The sequence below is a fragment of the Kitasatospora sp. NPDC096204 genome (assembly GCF_044763205.1).
Lineage (GTDB): Bacteria > Actinomycetota > Actinomycetes > Streptomycetales > Streptomycetaceae > Kitasatospora.
The window spans coordinates 1-19,415 of sequence record NZ_JBIWFT010000005.1 but is presented as its reverse complement, the minus strand read 5'-3'; the positions used below and the strand labels follow the sequence as shown (position 1 = coordinate 19,415).

Genomic DNA, 19,415 nt, shown 5'->3' with positions numbered 1-19,415 from the left:
GGCCAGTCGCGATGACAGCGTGTCTACGCACAGAGCGGACACGAGGAAGTAACACCCAACCCCCCCAGATGAGTCCCGATGTCAGTTCGCAGACACAGGGACGGCCATGAAAACGTCGGCGACTCTACGGACTTGTCGACATGTCAGTCGAGATGAAGATTCGATTAAAATGAAGTGATCTAGATCACCTCGCTTGGCAAAGGCCGCCGACATCAGCAAACCGGGCATTCGCGCCGATTGTCAGTTGACGGATCACTTGATGATCAGTCAGGTTGTGCGTGTCCTGTGTGTATCCGCCCGATACCCGGCGGTGACCGCACCCTCGTCACTTCCGGGAGCGCTTCGGCATGCCCAAAACTCCATCTGCTCCACCACTCAGACGCGGAGGCCACCCGCAGAGTCGGCTCCGCTTGCTGTCAGCCCTCGCCGCCACGGTGCTCACCGTCGGGGTCACGTCGCCTGTGGCCTTTGCCGGCCAGAGCACCGGTGGCATACCGAACACCGACGTGATGGACGCGGCTGATGCCGCTCATCGCAAGGAGCGCCCCCAGCTTCCGGACGACAGCGCGTTCACCCAGGCCAAGGCCACCGGCAAGGACGTCCCGATCGAACGATTGACGACGGAGTTCACCGAGACGCTCGCCACTCCGGAAGGGCATCTCCGGCAGGTCCGACACCCCGACCAGCAACGGCTCAAGGCCGACGGGACCTGGCGGACACTGGACGCCACCCTGTCCGCGCACGCGGACGGCACGTACTCCCCCAAGGCCGTCCCGTCGGGTGTCACGCTCTCCGCCGGCGGGAACGGCCCCCTGGCCACCATGACCAGCCCGGATGGCAAGAGGCTCTCCCTGAGCGCGCCGTTCGACCTGCCCGCACCGCGCGTCGAGGGCAACTCCCTGCTCTACCCCGGCGTGATCGGACCCGACACGGATCTCAGGGTCAGCGTCGGCAAGAACGGCAGTGTGCGCACGGTAGTCGTCGTCAAGACCGCCCAGGCGGCCGCCAACCCGGCGCTGAAGAACCTCCACTTCGGCACGAGCACCGACGGCGTCTCCCTCACGTCGGACGCCGACCACAACGTCACCGCGACCGGTGCCGACGGCGTACCGCGCTGGAGCGCCCCGGCGCCCCGCATGTGGGACAGCACCCCCGCGGCACCCGTCAACACCCCGCCCGTACCGACTCCGGCTCCCACGACGGCCGTCAAGGCCCTGGCACAGGCGGCGCAGCCGACGCCCACGTCCGGTACGCCCGCACCCGCGCCGACGGCCTCCGCCGACGCCTCCGGCAAACCCGCAGCTCCCGCCTCCAGCAGCCCCGACGGCCCCGGCGCCGGAGCCAAGGTCTCGACCATGCCGGTCAGCGTCTCCAGCACCGGCATCGATCTGGCGACCGATCAAGAGGTCCTCTCCACCGGCACGGCGCCGTACTTCATCGACCCGGACTGGATTCCGTGGTCGCGCGGAAGCAACGGCTCGACCTACGTCCAGTCGAAGTACCCGAACACACCCCACTACAACGTCAACGGATCCAACGACAGCGACCACCTGGGCGTCGGCAGGTGCGGCGTGTATCCCAGTGCGCCCAGCTGCAACCCCTCCGACCTCATGCGCTCGTACTTCCAGTTCGACACCAGCGACCTGCGCGGAGCCATCATCAAGAACGTCCGCCTGGACTTCTGGGAGTACAACTCCGCCGACTGGGACTGCAACAAGACCTACGGTGTCGACGTCTACCTCGTCGACCGCCAGATCAACTCCGGCACCGTGTGGAACAACAAGCCGGAGCCGGTCGGCGGACGACTCGACTCGACCCAGGTCGCTGGGTCCGGGCGCAACCCCTGCCATGACAACGTCGATGTCCCCTACTGGAACCTCGACGGCCTCAAGCAGTACATCCCGGCCAACAACGTCCTGACCGTCGGATTGCAGGCCTCGGACGAGAACAACATCTACGCGTTCAAGCGCTTCGACTACGGCGCGAGCCTCAGCGTCACCTACGACCGCACCCCCGACACCCCCACCAACCAGTACGTCTACCCGGATCCGAAGACGATGGACCCGAGTCAGGTCACCCAGGGGTGCGCGGGCGCCCCATGGGGCTGGCTGAACTCAAGCGCCCTGGCGCAGGGGGCTGTCACCCTCAACGCCACCGTCTCGAGCCCGGTGCAGGGCCAGCTGTACTCCTGGTCGCACATCTGGGACTACAACCTCCCTGGATCTCCCAACGTCGCGGAAGGCTTCTCCGACCTCGTCACCAACGGCAGCAACGCGGCGTTCGTCGTACCGAGCAACGTCATCCAGGACGGTCACGCGTACGGCTACAGCATCATGGCCGGCGACATGCTCGTAGGCCTCTCCGCTTCCACGCCCGACTGCCGGTTCGCGGTGGACGCCACTCCGCCGCGGCTGAGCCTCCCCACACTCAACGACCAGCTTCCCGACAACGCTCTCGCCGAGCAGTTCCCGCCGGCCGGCAACGGGCAGACGAGCAAGAAGCGCCTCGGCGACTCGGGCGTCGTCCCGTTCAGCGCGGTCGACCCGGCGCCCAACGGTGGATCGCCGTCGGGGGTCGCCTGTGCACGATGGGGCTGGGATCCTCAACTGGCGGGCAGCACCTGGCAGTGCGGAGCGTCCCTGCCGCAGGGCGGCGTCTCCGTACGACCCGGCAGCTGGGGCACCAACATCCTCTTCATGCAGGTCATGGACAACGCCGGGAACCAGTCGCCGATCCAGTCCTACGCCTTCCACGTTCCGTGGAACCCGGCCGGCCCGCCCCCGGTGTTCGGGGACATCACCGGCGACGGCGCCCCCGACATCCTCACAGCCGACCAGGCCGGCAACCTCCAGGCCTACAGCGTGCCCGGCAACCCGCTGGCCAAGAGCCCGGCCGTTTCGGTCGCCGCGTTGAAGTCCTACTCCCCTGTGAAAGACGGAGACTGGAAGACCGACATCCAGTTCACCCACCGCGGCGCGCTCACCGGTGGCAAGAACGTCGACGACCTGATCGTCCACGCCAAGGGCGACACGAAGCTCTGGTACTACGGCAACCCGGGCAACACCCACTACACCGGCCGCTTCGACACCAAGCAACTCCTCAACAAACCCGCCTGCGAAACCCCGGCGAGCGACTCCCACTACTGCGACGGCTACAGCACCAACTGGTCGACCGTCGTTCGCCTCGCCTCAGTCGGCGACCCGATCCATTCCGACCTCGACTACAAGCTCCAGTTCCGCAACGAAGCGGGACTGCTCACCACCGAGACGACCGCGAACGGTGCCGACGCCGCACTCTGGTACTACCCGACCCGAGACACGGGCTTCGGCGCACCGGTGCGCCTCAGTGCGACCGGTTGGAAGAACATGGAACTGCTCAGCCCCGGGGACTGGGCCAACCAGGGGCACCCCGGCTTGTGGTCACGCAACATGACCACCGGCGAGCTCAGGGGCTACACGTTCACCACAGGGGTCTACGCACCGACCGTCGACGGCGAGCCCGTTCTGGACCCGGTCACCGGCCAGCCCATCAGCGTTCCCACGCTCGTCGGCATCGACACCAACTCCTACCTGGGCTTCGTCCAACCGAACGACTTTCCCGTCCTCGGCTCCGACGGGGACCTCACCGGCAACGGTGCGCCCGCCCTGTGGGGGCGCAGTGCCAACGGCCAGATCCAGATCTGGTGGGGCCACCGCACCGGCACCCCCTCCGCGCCCGGGATCGATTGGGAGGCCGGCCCGGTCACCGTCGCCGACACCAAGGTCAGCCCGGTCTGGTACGCCCTCGACAACAAGCCCGCCAACACCACTGTCGACAGCTCCGCTTCCAATCCCCTCGTGACGACCGGGAGCCCGACAGCGGTCGCGGACCACAACGGCGTCCCGAACGGTGCCATCGCCCTGAACGGCGGCTACTACCGGACCTCGCAGAGCCCGAACATCGACACCCGGCAGAGTTACAGCATTGCCGCCTGGGTCAAGATCAACAACACGAACGGCTACCAGACCGTCGCGACCCTCGTGGGCAACCAGCACAGTCCCTTCTACCTCCAGTACTCCAAGGCCTACGGCCGCTGGGCCTTCGTCGCGCCCGGCGAGGACAACGCCAACACCAACGCCTACTACGCCGCCTGGGACTCGACCAGCGCACCACAGGTCGGTGTCTGGACACACCTGATCGGTGTCTACAGCTCCGGCGACAAGACCATGACCCTCTACGTCAACGGCCAAGCCGTCGGCAGCACCGTCAACCCCAGCACCTGGACCACGTCCGGCCCCCTCTCCATCGGCGCCCAGATCACCAATTCCTCCCCCGCGAGTCCCGCCTTCGACGGGTCGGTCAGCGACGTACGGATGTACCCGTATCCGCTCACCGAGCAACAGGCCAACAACCTCGCCACCAGCAACTCCAGCGTCCAGATCCACAGCCTGCAGCGCACGGCGACCTGCCTGAACAACTGGGGAGGTGGCGGAGAGATCGCGGTTCAGGACTGTGGGAACGATGCCAACCAGCACTTCACCTTCAACGACGACCGCACCATCACCAGCGCCGGCAAGTGCCTCGGCACCAAGGACAACGCCGGCACGAGCGGCACGCCTGTCGTCCTTCGCCCGTGCGACGCCACGAGCGGCAGTGCCTCCAAGGACGGCGAAGGTCAGCAGTGGATCCGCAGTTATGACGGGACCATCCGGAACGTCCAGTCCGGCCTCTGCATCGACATTCCCCACGGCATCACGACCAACGGCACCCGCGTGATCGTTTGGACCTGCTCGGCCGACGGCAACCAGAAGTGGTTCGCGCGTGCGCACCTGAACGGCTGATCCACACCCGGTGCGAGGAACGGGGTCCGAGGGCAAGCCCTCGGACCCCGTTCCTCGTTTGCCACCCATCGACACCACCTTCCAAGTGTTCGGCAGGCACCCGAGGAAGGGCCGTCCGCAGCCGTCGACGAGACCCGACCGAGCACCGGCGGGAACGCATCAGTTTCCGTGCCCGGCGCCGTCGTTGTCAGTCCGTATGGTTCCGGGTTCCGTGCGTCGCGGCGGGTGGCTACCGTCCGAACCGTCGGACATCCGGCGGTCCGGACGGGCCGCCGTCACGCGCGCCTTCTGGAGGTCACGGTGACCGCGAACCACCCCACCCGCAGGAACGTCCTGAAGGCCGCCGGCGGGCTCGGCGCCGCGCTGGCGCTCGGCGGCGCGAGCGTCCTCGCGACGGCCTCGGCGGCGCGTGCGGCCGACGACGGCTTCGGGCTGCACATCACCGACCGCAACGAGGGCGACGCCCGGATGTGGTACTACCGCTTCCACACCGCCGAGATCGGCTGGGACCCGGCCGTCAACGTGCTGCTCCCCGACGACTATCACACCAGCGGCCGCACCTACCCCGTGCTCTACCTGCTGCACGGCGGCCTCCAGGACTTCATCGAGTTCGACCACCAGGGCGTCCGCGACTGGACCGTCGGCAAGCCGCTGATCGTCGTGATGCCCGACGGCGGGCAGGCCGGCTGGTACTCCAACCCGGTCAGCACCAACGTCGGCCCCCGCAACTGGGAGTCCTTCCACATCAACCAGCTGATCCCCTGGGTCGACGCCAACTTCCGTACCTACGCCGAGTACGACGGCCGCGCCGTGGCCGGCTTCTCCATGGGCGGCTTCGGCGCCCTGAAGTACGCCGCCAAGTACTGGGGCCACTTCGCCTCGGTCAGCGCCCACTCCGGCCCGGCCAGCCTGCGCCGCGACAACGGCGCGGTCGTGCACTGGGCCAACGTGTCCGCCGCCGTCAAGGACCTGGCCGGCGGCACCATCTACGGCGCGCCGCTGTGGGACCAGGCGAGGGTCACCGCCGACAACCCGGTCGAGCGCCTGGAGAGCTACCGCAACAAGCGGATCTTCCTGGTGGCCGGGACCAGCCCCGACCCGACCAACCCCTTCGACACCTTCAACGAGACCGCGGTGCTGGCCGGCCAGCGGGAGTTCCGCGCCCTGCTGGACGGCGCGGGCATCCCGTACGAGGCCCACGAGGAGCCGGGCGGACACTTCATCCGCGACTACATGTTCCGGCGCGACATCGACGGCATCATCGACCGGCTCCGCAAGGCGTGAGGGGCGCTCCGATGATCTCCCGCTTCTCGCGGCCTGCCCTGGTCGCGGTCGCCGCCCTGTTGCTGCCGGTCACCGCGCCGGCAGCCTCCGCCGCGCCGACAGCCTCCGCCGTGGCGGCTCCCGCCGTGTCCGCCCCGCCACGGCCGCTGTCGCCCGGGCCGCCACGGCCGCCGGGTTCGCGGCGGCCTGCCCGGCCCGTGGTCAGGTCTCCCAGCACTACTCCGCGGGGCACAACGGCATCGACATCGCCAACGACTACGGCACCCCGATCTACGCGGTCGGCGACGGCCAGGTGCTGATCTCCGGTACGGCCCAGGGCTACGGCCAGTGGATCCGGATCCTGCACCCGGACGGGACCATCACCGAGTACGGGCACATGTACGAGCGGGACGTGGCCGCCGGCGACCACGTGACGGCCGGCCAGCAGATCGCGCTGATGGGCAGCGAGGGCGAGGCCACCGGCCCGCACCTGCACCTGCGGGTCTGGGCCGACCCGGACGCGTCCGTGCGCACCGACCCCGAGCCGTACCTCACGGAGCGCGGTGTCACCGTGCCCTGCGTTCCCGGAAGCGGCCCGAGCCCCGCCCCGCTGGTGTATCCGGCGGAGTCCGGGCGGGTGGTCTCGGCGCGGTCGGCGGACGGACGCCTCGAAGTCTTCGCGGCCGGGGCGAACGGCGTCTCCCACGCCTGGCAGACCGCGATCAACGGCGGCTGGTCCGAGTGGGAGAACCTCGGCGGACCGGGCGGCGCGGAGCTGGCGGTCGGATCCGACGCGGACGGCAGGTTGGAGGTGTTCGCCATCAACGGCAGCACCCTGCAGCACCGTTACCAGCTCCAGCCCTCCGGTGCCTGGTCCGGCTGGGAGGACTTCGGCACCGGCGGCCACGACATCGCCGTCGGCTCCAACCAGGACGGACGCCTCGAAGTCTTCGCCTCCGGGCCCGCCGGCGTCTACCACAAGTACCAGACGGCACCCAACGGCGGCTGGTCCGGCTGGGACCCCACCGGCGGTGGCCCCGCCGGCGCAGGCCCCGCCAACAGCGGGATCGAACTCGGCAAGGCCCCCGACGGCCGCCTCGAAGTCTTCGCCCTCAACGGCACCACCTTCCAGCACCAGTGGCAGACCAGCGTCAACGGCGCCTGGTCCTCCTGGGAGGACTTCGGCACCGGCGGCCACGACCTCACCGTCAGCCACAACCAGGACGGACGCCTCGAAGTCCTCGCCTCAGGACCCGCCGGCGTCTACCACAAGTACCAGACCAACCCCACCGGTTGGTCCGGCTGGGACCCCACCGGCGGCCCCGCCGACTCCCGGCTCACCAGCCGACAGACCGCGGACGGCCGAGTCGAGGTGTTCGCCATCAACGGCAGTACGGCGCAGCACATCTGGCAGACCGGCCTCAACGCCCCGTACGGCCAGTGGGACACCTTCGGCACCGGCGGCACCGAGATCGCCGCCGCCACCAACGCCGACGGCCGGATCGAGGTCTTCGCCTCCAACACCGACGGCGTCCACCACAAGTGGCAGACCGGCTTCTCCACCTGGTCCGACTGGGCCTGGCTGAACACCACCCCCGGACCCGCCGTCAGTCGAGGAGTCACCCGGTGACCAGAGCGCACCTCCCCCTGCTGTCCGCGCTCACCTCGCTGGGCGTGGCAGCAGGCCTGATGGTCGGCGCCACGCCCGCGCCCGCCGCCACCGGCATCGACCTGTGCGCCGAGGTCGGCTACACCGCGGGCTTCCGCGGCGACGCCCTGGTGACCGCGATCGCCGTCGGCATGGCCGAGTCGAGCTGCAACCCGCTGGCGTCCAACGTCCAGGGCAACAGCCCGCAGTCCACCGACCGCGGTCTGTGGGAGATCAACGACTACTGGCACAGCGAGGTCACGGACGCCTGCGCCTACGACGCCCAGTGCAACGCCAATGCGGCCTACCGCATCTCCAACCAGGGCATCGACTGGCACCAGTGGTCGACCTACGCCGCGGGCGCGCACCAGCGGTACATGGACGCGGCGCGGGCGGCCGTGGACCGGCTCGGCCACCACGAACCCGGTCCGGCGCCCGTGGTGTATCCGGCGGAGTCCGGACGAGTGGTCTCGGCGCGGTCGGCGGACGGACGCCTCGAAGTCTTCGCGGCCGGGGCGAACGGCGTCTCCCACGCCTGGCAGACCGCGATCAACGGCGGCTGGTCCGAGTGGGAGAACCTCGGCGGACCGGGCGGCGCGGAGCTGGCGGTCGGGTCCGACGCGGACGGCAGGTTGGAGGTGTTCGCCATCAACGGCAGCACCCTGCAGCACCGTTACCAACTCCAGCCCTCCGGCGCCTGGTCCGGCTGGGAGGACTTCGGCACCGGAGGCCACGACATCGCCGTCGGCTCCAACCAGGACGGACGCCTCGAAGTCTTCGCCTCCGGGCCCGCCGGCGTCTACCACAAGTACCAGACGGCACCCAACGGCGGCTGGTCCGGCTGGGACCCCACGGGTGGAGGCCCCGCCAACAGCGAGATCGAACTCGGCAAGGCGCCCGACGGACGCCTCGAAGTCTTCGCCCTCAACGGCACCACCTTCCAGCACCAGTGGCAGACCAGCGTCAACGGCGCCTGGTCCCCCTGGGAGGACTTCGGCACCGGCGGCCACGACCTCACCGTCAGCCACAACCAGGACGGACGCCTCGAAGTCTTCGCCTCAGGCCCCGCCGGCGTCTACCACAAGTACCAGACCAACCCGACCAGTTGGTCCGGCTGGGACCCCACCGGCGGCCCCGCCGACTCCCAGCTGACCAGTGAGCGTTCGCCGGACGGCAGGGTGGAGGTCTTCGCGATCAACGGCAGTACGGCGCAGCACATCTGGCAGACCGGCGTCAACGCGCCGTACGGCCAGTGGGACACCTTCGGCACCGGCGGCACCGAGATCGCCGCGGCGGGCAACGCGGACGGCCGGATCGAGGTGTTCGGGTCCAACACCGACGGGGTCCACCACCGCTGGCAGACCGGGTTCTCCACCTGGTCCGACTGGGCCTGGCTGAACACCACCCCCGGACCCGCCGTCCCCTGACGACGCCCTGGAGCACAGCGATGCACCCGACCAGCAGGCGCGGCCTGCTGCGGGCGGCCGGAGCGGGAGCACTCGTGCTCCCGCTCGCGGGCCGTTCCGCCCGCCAGTGGCATCCGCCGAGTCCGGGGCGCCGATGCCCTGACCGCGGGGGCGCCGATGGCCTGACCGCAGGGGCGCCGATGGCCTGACCACCGGGATGCCGATGCCCTGACCTCCGGCGCGCCGATGCCCTGACCGAACACCCGTGCACTCCGCTGCCACCTTGTCAAGTAGCGTGCGGCTCCGGTTTATTGTCGTACGCGAAGAGGTACCGTTCGTCCGTCCGGCCTGAGCCGGCGCGGCACGGGCAGCGGTGCGCGGGGACGGAGGCGCGGTGCGCGGGACGGGGCAGCGGTGAGCGGGATTGTCGTCCACCTGCCGGCGGGGAACGGCGACGCCCCGGTGACCCTACGGCTCGGCCCGGGAGAGCGGGCGCGCTTCGGCCGCGGCTCCGCCCACACCCCGGTGGAGCTGCGGCTCGGTGACGAGTCGGTCTCCCGGCTGGCCGGTGAGATCCACGCCACCGACGACCACTGGCAGTTGAGCAATCTCAGCAACACCCACGCCTACCTGGTGGAGAACCCGGAGGGCGCCGGCGAGTACCTGCGGGTGCCGCCCCGGCGGGTCGGCGCGCCGATCCCCTTCGAGTTCTCCCGCGTGGTGCTGCCCTCCCGGCGGGACACCCCGCTGTCCTTCCAGGTGTTCGCACCCGACCACGTCTATCTGGACCCGGACACCCGCGGCGGCTCCCGGGAGAGCCGCACCATGACGGCGTACTCGCTGGACGAGACCGCCACCTACTTCCTGGTCCTGGTCGCGCTCTGCGAGCCGTGGCTGCGCGACCACTCCCCCGCCGCCGTTCCCACCACCCCGCAGGTGGTCGCACGGCTGCACGGCCACCCCGCCTGCGCCCGGCTCACCGCCCGCGCGGTCAGCTCGCACCTCGACTACCTCGCCGACGAGAAGCTCCGCATCGACCTGCCGGACGGCGACCGCGCGGACCGCCGCGGTGGCAAGCGTGAGGCCGTCGTGGGGATCGCCCTGAAGTTCGGCATCGTCCGCGAGGAACACCTCGCGCTCCTGCCGGGCCCTGGTCCCGGCCCCGGACCCGGACCCGGCCGGCCCGGACGGTAGGGAGGGCGGCGATGCTGCAGGACCCGGCCTTCCCCGTGGACAGCGAGGAACTGCTGCCGGCCGGCCACCGGGTCGGCGAGTGGACCGTCACCGGGCCGATCGGCGAGGGCGCCTGGGCCACGGTGTACGCCGCCCACCGGACCGACCGCGGGGACGACGGAGCGAACGACAAGCCCGATGACACCGTCGCCCTCAAGGTGCTGCCGACCGCCGGACTCGCCCCCCGCCAGGCCCGCCAGGTCGCCGAAGCCGCCCGGCGCGAAACCGAGTTGGCCCGCACCGCCCCGCACCCCCGGCTGGTACGGCTGCTCGACACCCTCGTCCTGGCCGCCCCCGATCAGCCCTCGCTCGACGGCGCGATCGTCCTGGTCATGGAACGCGCCCGGTGCACCCTGCGCGACCTGCTCGCCACCGGCGTCGACGAGGCCGAGGGCGCCCGGATCGTCACCGGCATCTGCGAGGGCCTGGCCCACCTGCACCGCTCCGGCTGGGTCCACACCGACCTGAAACCGGAGAACGTCCTCATCGGCTCCGACGGCGAGGTCCGGCTCTCCGACTTCGGCCTCGCCATCGAACTCACCGGCACCCACGGCCACGGCGCCCCGATGGGCACCCCCGACTACCTCCCGCCGGAGCGCTGGCGGGAGCCGCTCGGCGAACACGGCGTCAAGGTCCGTACCACCGCCGACATCTGGGCGCTCGGCATCGTGATCCACGAGGTCTTCGCCGCCGGCGGCCGACCGTTCCCCGGCACCACCCCCACCGCCCGCTGCGCCGCCGCCCAGCAGTACGCGGAAGGCCGCGCCGCCCTGCGGCTGGCCGCGGCCGTCCCCCCGTTCTGGCGCGACCTGGCCGCCGACTGCCTCGCCCCCACCCACGCCGACCGGGCCCCGCACACCGCGGAGAGCCTCCTCGGCCGCATCCGCGCCCACCGCCCCGACCGGCGCCCGCGCCGCCCCCGCCGCCCGTACCCGCGTCCCCGACCGCGCACCGCCCTGCTGGCCCTGGTCTCCTGTGCCACGGTCGCCGCCACCGTCACCGCCCTGTGGCCGCACCCGGGGCCGTCCGGACAACCCGCCCACGTGCGGGTCTTCAACGCCGAACGCGGCTGCCAGGACCGCACCGACCGCGACCCCCAGTGCAGCCTCGGCCTCGCCGTCGACCCCCTGCGCCCCTACACCGCCGACAACGTCGTCCCCGTGCGGGTCTGGCACGACGACACCCTCGACGCCGACTGCCAACTGCCCACCGGCCTCCCCGTCATCAACGAGGAGGACCTCACGTCCACGCTCTGGTACCGCATCCGTCTGCCGGGCTCCTCCGCCACCGCCTGGCTCCCCGCCGTCCGCACCAGGGACCGCCCTGCCCTGCTCCGCTGCCCGTGAGCGCCGCCGTCCGGCCCGCCAGCCCGTCGGCCGGCCGGCGTTGGGGGCGCCCCGCTGCGTGGGGGCGCCCCGGTGCTCGGGCTCGACTGCGCCGCCGTCACCGAGCGATGAACCTCCCTCTCCGGTGGACGGGGTCAGGGGGTAGGTGACCGCCTGCCGGATGCTCCGGCGGCGCGTTGGCAGAGCTCGACGAGGGAGCCGAGGAACTGGCCGCCGTAGACGCGGGCGGCGGCGCAGGGATCCGTTTCGGCAGTGGTGGCCTGGCCGGGCGGCCGACCGGCGGAGGGGGCGGGCCGCGGTCGGTGGTGAGCACCCGGGAAGTGCGGTCGCTGCCCCGGCCGGGCGCCGTCTTCGCCCGGCTCGGCGGCCGGGGTCTCCTGCTCGTCGGTGGGCGCGGCGTCCGGCGTGGGGACGGGCTCCGCGGCCGTCGGCTCCGGCGGGGGCGGCGCGGGGACCGGCGCCGGGGAGGCCGACGGCGCGGAGTGCTTCAGGGCCCCCACGACGGCGGGGGCGACCGGCTGGTCGTCGACTGCCGGTCGCGGGCCCGTTCCGAGGTAGGCCCGCGGGCCGGCGTCCGCCGCCCCCGAGAGCAGTGCCGTCGCCAGCACGACAGCGACGACGGCGCCACGCCCGAACGCCCGGGCCGGGGACGGGCAGAGGGGCGGGCGCCCGGCGCCCGCCGAGGGCTCGGACTCCAGCAGTTCCACCCGGCGCCGGCAGACATCCGCGTTGCGCGAGGCCGCCCACTGCTCGGACGCCCCCTGGTCGGCCCACGCGGTGGCGGTCCCGGTGAACAGGTCGGCCGCCAGGCCCGGGTCCCCGCCGACCGCCGCGACGTACGCCCTCACCTCCTGCGCGCGCAGCGCCTCCGGGTGGGTGGCGCCGCGCTCCAGGGCGACGTGCTGGTGAAGCTCCTCGGCCAGGCGGGCGGCGAGAACCGTTTCCCCCACCTCCATGGCGCCCCGGATCAGGGCCACCCTGGGGGCGTAGGCGGCGGGCGGCGTCTCGGCTGCCGTCCTTGACGACGTGTCGGTCGGATCGGTCATGGGCCCCTCGCAGGTGGTCTCCGAACGATGGATCACGTCACCTATACCGGTCGGAGCCACCCGGCGGCCGGTCCGCGGTCGTCCCTTCGGGTGAAACCGTCAACGAGCGATCGGGCGCCGTCCGGGGTTCGGGCCGCCCCGATCGGCCTCCGGTCGGCCTGCGGTTGGCCGCCGGAAGGCCTGCAACCGGCCTGCGATCAGCCTCCGCTCGGACTCCGGTCGGACTCCGGTCGGCTTCTTGTCCGCCCGGCGGCCGACCGGCGCGCCCGTAACGGCTCCGCGCCGGAATCGCCGCTTCGAGTGACAAGCCGTCAGCAGAGGCACACGTCCGACCAGCGGTGCGGTCAAGATACCCGTCAGAGGACCGTCGGGTTGGACGGCCGCGCGGAGTCGGGGCCGGGCGAGCGCGACCGACACCTCCCACCAGCTGTTCTCCGCCGCGCGAAGAGGCGATCGTCTGACTAGAGTGGGCACATAGGCCACGTGTGTGAGTACCGGTCAACGCGGCTGGTGGCAGGTGGAAAAAAACCGGCCAGTCGTTCCCGCAGTGGTGACATGCCGCTGTTCAACGGTGAAAAGTTCAACGCTCCTCCGATGAAAGTTCAACACCCCTCCGATGCTCGAAGGAGGCGGAGTCATGGAAAGAATCCTCAAACGCCGCGGTGCCGCAGCCCTCGCAACTGCCCTACTGGCCGCGGGAACCATCGCCGGCCCGACCGCGGCGGTAGCGGCATCCGTACCCAGTAGTCCGACCATCCTGCCGACGCAGGTCGTCATCAACCACAACGTGACCTTCAGTGGAGGTGTCCCGGTCGGCGGCTGGTACTCACTGAGCGTCTTCCCCGGCGGGTCGTTCAACTACTCCGGCCACATGCACGACTCGGGCGCGCCGAGCTACAACCTCGCCGGTGTCTGCGTCGTGCGCTTCAACAACGGCACGGCCTTCGTGTTCCAGACGGCCGGCCGTATGCACGGGACCTTCGAATCGGGGTCCCGGGACTACAATTGGAACAGCAACGGCACCAACCAGTCCATCCGTGACGCTTGGCAGGCCTCGGGCGGTGGCTGGAACGCGAGCTGCAACAGCAAGGTGAACGCCGACATCGGCGCTCTGGTCAACTCGACGGTCCAGGCGGTCGGATACGTCGCGCAGGTCATCGCGGTCGTCGGGTGACCCGGTCGGCACCGTCGACGTGGCACCACGGGAACCACACGAACTGGTTCTGGCTCAACTCCCGTGGAATCCGGGCCAGAACCACTTCATGAAAGCGGACGAAACCACAACGGGGGCTTCCGCCGGCCTCGACGGACCAGGGAAATCCGCTGGCGCGAGGCTCGCCGGGCCTTGATCCTGATCACCGTGTCAGAACCCGAGCAGCAGATCCGCGCCCTCCACACGGCGTCCACGGTGACCGTCTACCAGGCGTACAGGCCGGACATCGGCCTGCCCGCCGCGCGGGACGGTCGATTCCCGGCGGCGTGGAAGAGGGACCGGATGACATGGATCAAGCCGTCGTTCCTCTGGATGATGTACCGCTGCGGGGTGGGCGCGGAAGGAGGGACAGGAGACCGTCCTCGCGATCGAGATCACCCGCGAGGGCTTCGAATGGGCCCTGGAGAACAGCTGCCTGTCCCACTACGCACACGGGCTGCACTCCGACCGGACTTCCTGGAAGCGCGAGTTGAAGCGGTCCCCGGCGCGGGTGCAGTGGGATCCCGAACGGGACCTGCACCTCCAGCCGCTGGCCTACCGGTCGCTCCAGCTCGGCCTCGCCGGCGAGGCGGCTGGGCGGTACGCGGACGAGTGGATCGTCGCGATCGACGACGTCACCGCGCTCGCGCACACGATCCACGCCCATGTGCGGGACGGGGATCTGGACGCCGCGCGGAGCCTGCTTCCCGACGAACGGCCGTATCCGGCGGGCAGCACGCTACTGACCCACCTGGGCGGCTGAGCCGGTACGGTACCGAGAACGCGACGGGCGGCACCCGGAGTTGTTGGATCGGTGGCTCCGAGCCGGCCGTGGAGCCGAGAAGGGGCAGCGAACCCGTGGCCCCGCCGGATGCGTCCGGCGGGGCCTCGGGGCTGTTCGGGGGCGCCGTGCGAGGATGAGTCGTCCCAAGGCGGTCGCAGGCCCAAGGCGACCTGGGGCGTCAGTTCCCGCTCGGGAAATCGCCCGCCTGGATCGCGGCGATGAAGGAGCCCCAGGCGGCGACTGGGAAGACGAGCGCCGGGCCGTGGGGATCCTTGGAGTCACGCACCGGGACGACGTCCGGGAGGAAGCCAAGGGCCGCCTCGATGCACTCGAGTCCGTCGCCCCCGCTGTAGCTGCTCTTGCGCCAGGCGGCGTTCCTCAGGTCGCTGTTCGGCAAAACGGTACTCCTCCATCGCATCGGCGATCAGGGAACGCGAGTCCCCCGGGGAGAGTACACCGGTACGCGCCAGGTCAAAGTCACGCCTGGACGCCTCGACAACCGACGGGGCGTCACTGAAGTGCCCACGGTTCAGGCTCTCGGAGTAAACCCACTCCGTCCCGTCCGGCATCAACATCAGCAGCATGGATGTCGATGGAGTTACCGCCTGCGGGCGGCCGAAGGGGGCCACCTCGATGACGATGTTCGACTGCTCGGTCACCGCAAGCAGGTGCTCCATCTGGCGCCGCATCACAGCAGGGCCACCGATGACCGTGCGGATGGCGCTCTCATCCAGCACAACCATGAGTGTCGGCCCATCGGCGACCAGATAGCGAGCCTGTCGCTTCAATCGGGCCTCGACCAACTCGGCGTAGCGCTTCGGGTTGTTGCGTGCATTGCCGGTCTTGATCATCGCCCGAACGTACTCTTCGCACTGCAAGAGGCCGTTGATCCGATTGAACTGAAGCACCCGAATCGCCAACGCCTCTCTTTCCAGCTCCGTGAACAGCTCGAACCAGTTCGGACTTTCGATGTCCGCCTGCCAGTCCACCCTGTCCCACAGCCGAACCAGCATGCCCCCCATGGCCAAGAGCTCGTCGAGCTTCTCCACGGTCTCCCGGTCCACCGACTTTCGGCCGCCTTCGAACCGGGTGATCACCGTGCGGTCGAGGTGCAGCAGCTTGCCCAGCTCCTCCTGCGTGTAGCCGGCCCGCTCACGCGCGAAGCGGAGCGCTTCGCCGAACATCTCCGCCGGACTCGCCGTAGGCCCGACCCCAAGGCGCCGATGTGCCATGCGTTTCCCCCTCAGGTGTCACAGATCCCAACACATCGTTTTGGTCGCCACCGTAACTCCGACACCTCGATGATTGTCACCGGAACGCGGTCTTCTGCATGCATAGCGTCACAAGTCGCGCCCCCTGTGCACGCCCCTCCGCCCCCTTCGAGGTGCCCCCATGCTCACTTCCCGCCACCCCCGTGCGTTCGTCGCGCGTCTCGATTCCCGCGTCGAATCCACGCCCCTGGCCCGGTACATGCTTCGGGCCTACCTCTCCGGGCTGCCCTCGGGCGAGCGCTACGGCGACACCGCCGAGCTGCTGCTGGGCGAGTTGTTCGCCAACGCCGTGCAGCACTCGGACGTGCCCGACGACCGGCACATCGAGGTCCGCTTCTCGCTCGTCAGCTCCCGCCTCCGACTCGAAGTCCACGACGCCGGCTCCGGGTACCCCGCCCTCCACGTGCCGTCCCCGGACGACGAACACGGGCGCGGACTGTTCCTCGTCAACAGGCTCGCCGAACGCTGGGGCAGCACCACCCGGCCGGACGGGATCGGCAAGTTCGTCTGGGCCCTCATCGCTCCTGCCATCACCGTCTGAAAGCCCGAGCCCCCATGAACCTCGCCACCCTCGCCCGTCACACCCTCTCCCGTGGCGCCACCCCCGCCGCCACCTACGCCCTCCTCGCCCGCCTCGGCCACCAGCCCCTGCCCGTCGCGCGGGCCGTGTGCCTGGCCCTCGACATCCCCCACGCCGAGACCACCCGCCGCCTCGCCGACTGCCACGACGCCCTCCTCGCCGACCCCCGTCCCAACACCGAGAACGACACCGGCGAACTCCTCGAAGCCCTCGGCGTCTTCGACATCCCCGTCGCCCTCGACGCCACCGGCCGCGCCGTCGTCGACCTCTTCCTCACCGCGATCGACGCCATGGGCGGCATCCGCCCCGGCCACCAACACGGCCTCCAGCGCTGGTTCACCACCGGCAACCTCACCGCCGCCTACCTCTCCCTCACCGCCACCCACCCCCTGCCCCGCACCGGCGACCCCACCACCTACTGGACCACCCTCACCACCGCCGGCGAACTCCTCACCACCACCCCCAACCCCGACCCCCGCATCCGCTACGCCCTCACCCACTGCCGCACCCAAGCCACCAAGCGGCGGTCGCCCCAGGCAGGATGACCACGGCGGCACATGCCGCCACGGCATCAGGGAGACCCGCATGGCCAAGCACTACCCGTACCGCATCGTCACCCGGCGCAGCGACCTGACGCTGATCTGGCGCCCCGGAGAGGGCGATGCCCCCGACGAGTTCGTCGTCGACGAGCTCGGCAGCCTCCTCGCCTTCCCCGGGCTCGGGCCGCTGCAGGAATGCTGTGACCGCAACGGCTGGGAGCTCGTTCCGGAGGGCGAGGGCACGCTCGATCTGGCCGTCGTGCGGCGGTGGGTCGAGCATCCCGGCCTTCCCGGCCCGGCCCCGGCGGTCGAGTTGCTGGATGCGTGGAACTTCTTCGAGGACCTCTCCCGCAGCCTGAAGGCCGGCCCGCCCCTTCCCACCCAAGGGCCGGTCCACGACAGCGCCTACGAGAAGCTCTTCGGCGGCGAGGCCCTCGACCCGTCCGCCGGCGAGGAAGCCTGGACGGGCGAGGAGACCACGGCCGTGCGCGAACTCCTGCGCGCCGGCCTCGACCTCTGGGAACAGGCCGTGCACGGGTCCGCTGCCGGCTGATCGGCCACTACGCCCACTACGCCCACTACGGCCAGATGACGACGCCGTTCCGCACGACCAGCGGCACCAGTCGGTGTTCTTCGTAGAACCGGGTGTATCCCAGGAGGATGCTCCCGTCCAGTTTCCGGTGCCCCATGCCGGCCTTGGCCGCGAGCCAGCAGAGCAGTTCACCGGTGATGTCGAACTGGTCGGGGTGGATCTCCTGCCTGCTGGTCAGCCCCCACGCGCCGCCCCGGGTGCGTTCCCGGCGGAGGAGGATCGAGACGAGCGCACCGTCGATCTTCCAGGGCTCGCCGTGGCCGCCCAGGAGGGGCTGGGGACGGTCCTCGATGACGAGCTCGCCGTCGTCGTCGATGTACCCGAGCGGGAACTCGGGCACGATGCGGAGCACCTCCGGCTTGTGGCCGAGCCCGAGGTGCCAGCGGAGCTCGGCGAGCTCCTCACAAGCCAGCGGCAAGTATTCGGTCGTGATCAAGCGGCAGCTCTGGTGAGGTCCCTGATCCGGATCATCGCGCCGCGAAGGTGGAGGCCGGCCCGCGAAAATCGCTGTCGCGTCTCCGCCGCACGGTGATAGAAAACCCGGGTGACCAAGATCTTGAACTTCCCTGAGCTGCTGCACCTGATCGACGAGCGGTCGGCCGCCTTCCGGGCCGCGATCGCCTCCGCGCCCAGCCTCGACGTGCAGGTGCCGACCTGCCCCGAGTGGACGCTGCTCGACCTGGTGCACCACCTGGGCGAGGGGCGTCGCGCCTGGGCCGCCACGGTCGCGGCCGGGCCGGACGCCTCGGGCAAGTCGGCGGGAGAGGGCCTGGTCGCACCGCAGGAGCGCGAGGCCCTGCTCGCCTGGCTGGCCGAGTCGACGCAGCAGATGCTGGACGCGTTGCGGGAGGCCGGCCCGGAGCGCGGTTGCTGGACGTGGTGGGGCGCGTCGCAGTCGCCGCGGACCTGCGGCGCCGTCGCCCGGCACCAGCTCCAGGAGATCGCGATGCACACCTATGACGCCCAGCTCACCGTGGGCGCCCCGGAGCCGCTGCCGGAGGAGGTGGCGCTTGACGGTATCGAGGACTTCCTGTTCACCTGCTGCACCACGACGGTCGCCTGGCCGCACAAGCCCGCCGTCGTCGACTATCACGTCACCGGGGGCGGCTCCTGGCGCCAGGCGCTCTCCGCCGACGGTTCGCGGGCCTTCCGTCTGCCCGAATCCGGCCCCGCCGCCGGCGAGGACTCGGAGTCGGTCGACGTCTCCGTCCGGGGTACGGCGAGCGACCTGGTCCTGTCCTTCTACGGTCGCATCCCGCTGGACTCCCTGAAGCTCGAAGGCGACCGGCACCTCTTCGACCTGCTGGAGGGGTGGGACATGCAGTAGGACTGCCTGGAGTGGGACCGCGCACCCAGGGTGCGTATGTGGTTGTGATCATTCCGGGACGTCGCTCTCGCGGCGCGGCCTGATCCGGTAGACCGAGGGTCAGGCCGCCGACAGCCCGCGGTCGACAAGCTGAAGGCCTGGCGAGGCATAGCTACACGCTATGACAAGACCCCGACGAGTCACCTCGCCGGCCTCCACCTTCGCGGCGCGATGATCCGGATCAAGGACCTCAGCAGGGCTGCCGCTTGAGCACGACCGAATACGCGCCCTAGTTGTTCTGACCCGTGAGGTTGGGGACGCGGCTGGCGGGTGGCTTGCCTGCGAGTGCGGTGTGTCCGCGGTGGTGATTGTAGGTGTGGAGCCAGGCG

Annotated in this window: 14 protein-coding genes and 2 pseudogenes; 12 read left to right on the top strand and 4 right to left on the bottom strand. The window is 70.5% G+C overall.

Annotated elements, in window-relative coordinates; genetic code table 11:
• Positions 1–509 precede the first annotated feature (509 nt).
• The 6 genes and pseudogenes from ACIQ87_RS07130 to ACIQ87_RS07105 all read left to right on the top strand — a co-directional run bounded on the left by ACIQ87_RS07130 (position 510) and on the right by ACIQ87_RS07105 (position 11,716).
• Positions 510–4,820: a LamG-like jellyroll fold domain-containing protein gene (locus tag ACIQ87_RS07130; RefSeq protein WP_402402787.1), complete on the top strand. Its 4,311-nt coding sequence runs from the start codon at positions 510–512 to the stop codon at positions 4,818–4,820.
• A 300-nt stretch (positions 4,821–5,120) separates the two neighbouring features.
• Positions 5,121–6,104, top strand: a complete 984-nt coding sequence (locus ACIQ87_RS07125) for an alpha/beta hydrolase (RefSeq protein WP_402402784.1) — start codon at positions 5,121–5,123, stop codon at positions 6,102–6,104.
• Positions 6,105–6,282: 178 nt separating this feature from the next.
• Positions 6,283–7,713: pseudogene (locus ACIQ87_RS07120) on the top strand (peptidoglycan DD-metalloendopeptidase family protein); the annotation flags it as partial.
• A 59-nt stretch (positions 7,714–7,772) separates the two neighbouring features.
• Complete coding sequence (locus ACIQ87_RS07115; protein WP_402403348.1) at positions 7,773–9,158, top strand: hypothetical protein; 1,386 nt, start codon at positions 7,773–7,775, stop codon at positions 9,156–9,158.
• A gap of 393 nt (positions 9,159–9,551) precedes the next feature.
• Positions 9,552–10,331: a serine/threonine protein kinase gene (locus ACIQ87_RS07110; RefSeq protein WP_402402782.1), complete on the top strand. Its 780-nt coding sequence runs from the start codon at positions 9,552–9,554 to the stop codon at positions 10,329–10,331.
• An 11-nt stretch (positions 10,332–10,342) separates the two neighbouring features.
• Positions 10,343–11,716, top strand: a complete 1,374-nt coding sequence (locus ACIQ87_RS07105) for a serine/threonine-protein kinase (protein WP_402402780.1) — start codon at positions 10,343–10,345, stop codon at positions 11,714–11,716.
• Between the two features lie 134 nt (positions 11,717–11,850).
• Here the strand turns inward: ACIQ87_RS07105 and ACIQ87_RS07100 are convergent, their stop codons facing one another.
• Positions 11,851–12,762: a hypothetical protein gene (locus ACIQ87_RS07100; protein WP_402402777.1), complete on the bottom strand. Its 912-nt coding sequence runs from the start codon at positions 12,760–12,762 to the stop codon at positions 11,851–11,853.
• A gap of 637 nt (positions 12,763–13,399) precedes the next feature.
• On the opposite strand from ACIQ87_RS07100, the gene ACIQ87_RS07095 reads away from it, so the two are divergent.
• Together ACIQ87_RS07095 and ACIQ87_RS07090 are read left to right on the top strand one after the other, a co-directional pair.
• Positions 13,400–13,936, top strand: coding sequence for a hypothetical protein (locus ACIQ87_RS07095; protein ID WP_402402774.1), 537 nt, complete (start codon positions 13,400–13,402; stop codon positions 13,934–13,936).
• Between the two features lie 186 nt (positions 13,937–14,122).
• Positions 14,123–14,717 (top strand): annotated as a pseudogene (locus tag ACIQ87_RS07090) (DUF4291 domain-containing protein).
• A 199-nt stretch (positions 14,718–14,916) separates the two neighbouring features.
• Here the strand turns inward: ACIQ87_RS07090 and ACIQ87_RS07085 are convergent.
• A complete protein-coding gene (locus ACIQ87_RS07085) occupies positions 14,917–15,063 on the bottom strand; it encodes a DUF397 domain-containing protein (protein WP_402403345.1) in 147 nt (48 codons plus the stop codon).
• On the bottom strand, positions 15,017–15,922 hold the full coding sequence (locus ACIQ87_RS07080; protein ID WP_402402772.1) for a Scr1 family TA system antitoxin-like transcriptional regulator: 906 nt from the start codon (positions 15,920–15,922) through the stop codon (positions 15,017–15,019). The genes ACIQ87_RS07085 and ACIQ87_RS07080 overlap by 47 nt, the downstream gene beginning before the upstream one ends.
• A 208-nt stretch (positions 15,923–16,130) precedes the next feature.
• Here ACIQ87_RS07080 and ACIQ87_RS07075 point away from each other — a divergent pair, with 208 nt between their 5' ends.
• From ACIQ87_RS07075 to ACIQ87_RS07065, 3 genes are read left to right on the top strand one after another with little or no spacing between them, the layout of a single operon-like run.
• Positions 16,131–16,550, top strand: coding sequence for an ATP-binding protein (locus tag ACIQ87_RS07075; RefSeq protein WP_402402769.1), 420 nt, complete (start codon positions 16,131–16,133; stop codon positions 16,548–16,550).
• A gap of 14 nt (positions 16,551–16,564) precedes the next feature.
• Positions 16,565–17,134, top strand: coding sequence for a hypothetical protein (locus tag ACIQ87_RS07070; protein WP_402402766.1), 570 nt, complete (start codon positions 16,565–16,567; stop codon positions 17,132–17,134).
• A 40-nt stretch (positions 17,135–17,174) separates the two neighbouring features.
• Positions 17,175–17,681 (top strand): hypothetical protein, encoded by a 507-nt coding sequence (locus ACIQ87_RS07065; protein ID WP_402402763.1) that lies wholly within the window; start codon positions 17,175–17,177, stop codon positions 17,679–17,681.
• Positions 17,682–17,706: 25 nt separating this feature from the next.
• Here ACIQ87_RS07065 and ACIQ87_RS07060 read toward each other — a convergent pair whose 3' ends face one another.
• Complete coding sequence (locus ACIQ87_RS07060; protein WP_402402761.1) at positions 17,707–18,156, bottom strand: hypothetical protein; 450 nt, start codon at positions 18,154–18,156, stop codon at positions 17,707–17,709.
• Between the two features lie 108 nt (positions 18,157–18,264).
• On the opposite strand from ACIQ87_RS07060, the gene ACIQ87_RS07055 reads away from it, so the two are divergent.
• Positions 18,265–19,047, top strand: a complete 783-nt coding sequence (locus tag ACIQ87_RS07055) for a maleylpyruvate isomerase N-terminal domain-containing protein (protein WP_402402758.1) — start codon at positions 18,265–18,267, stop codon at positions 19,045–19,047.
• The last annotated feature ends 368 nt before the right edge of the window (positions 19,048–19,415 follow it).

Excerpts from the sequence above, each read along its gene's own strand:
- ACIQ87_RS07075 (WP_402402769.1), top strand. The coding sequence starts at position 16,131 with ATGCTCACTTCCCGCCACCCCCGTGCGTTCGTCGCGCGTCTCGATTCC.
- ACIQ87_RS07070 (WP_402402766.1), top strand. The coding sequence starts at position 16,565 with ATGAACCTCGCCACCCTCGCCCGTCACACCCTCTCCCGTGGCGCCACC.
- ACIQ87_RS07100 (WP_402402777.1), bottom strand. The coding sequence starts at position 12,762 with ATGACCGATCCGACCGACACGTCGTCAAGGACGGCAGCCGAGACGCCG.
- ACIQ87_RS07130 (WP_402402787.1), top strand. The coding sequence starts at position 510 with ATGGACGCGGCTGATGCCGCTCATCGCAAGGAGCGCCCCCAGCTTCCG.
- ACIQ87_RS07065 (WP_402402763.1), top strand. The coding sequence starts at position 17,175 with ATGGCCAAGCACTACCCGTACCGCATCGTCACCCGGCGCAGCGACCTG.
- ACIQ87_RS07095 (WP_402402774.1), top strand. The coding sequence starts at position 13,400 with ATGGAAAGAATCCTCAAACGCCGCGGTGCCGCAGCCCTCGCAACTGCC.
- ACIQ87_RS07105 (WP_402402780.1), top strand. The coding sequence starts at position 10,343 with ATGCTGCAGGACCCGGCCTTCCCCGTGGACAGCGAGGAACTGCTGCCG.
- ACIQ87_RS07115 (WP_402403348.1), top strand. The coding sequence starts at position 7,773 with ATGGTCGGCGCCACGCCCGCGCCCGCCGCCACCGGCATCGACCTGTGC.
- ACIQ87_RS07080 (WP_402402772.1), bottom strand. The coding sequence starts at position 15,922 with ATGTTCGGCGAAGCGCTCCGCTTCGCGCGTGAGCGGGCCGGCTACACG.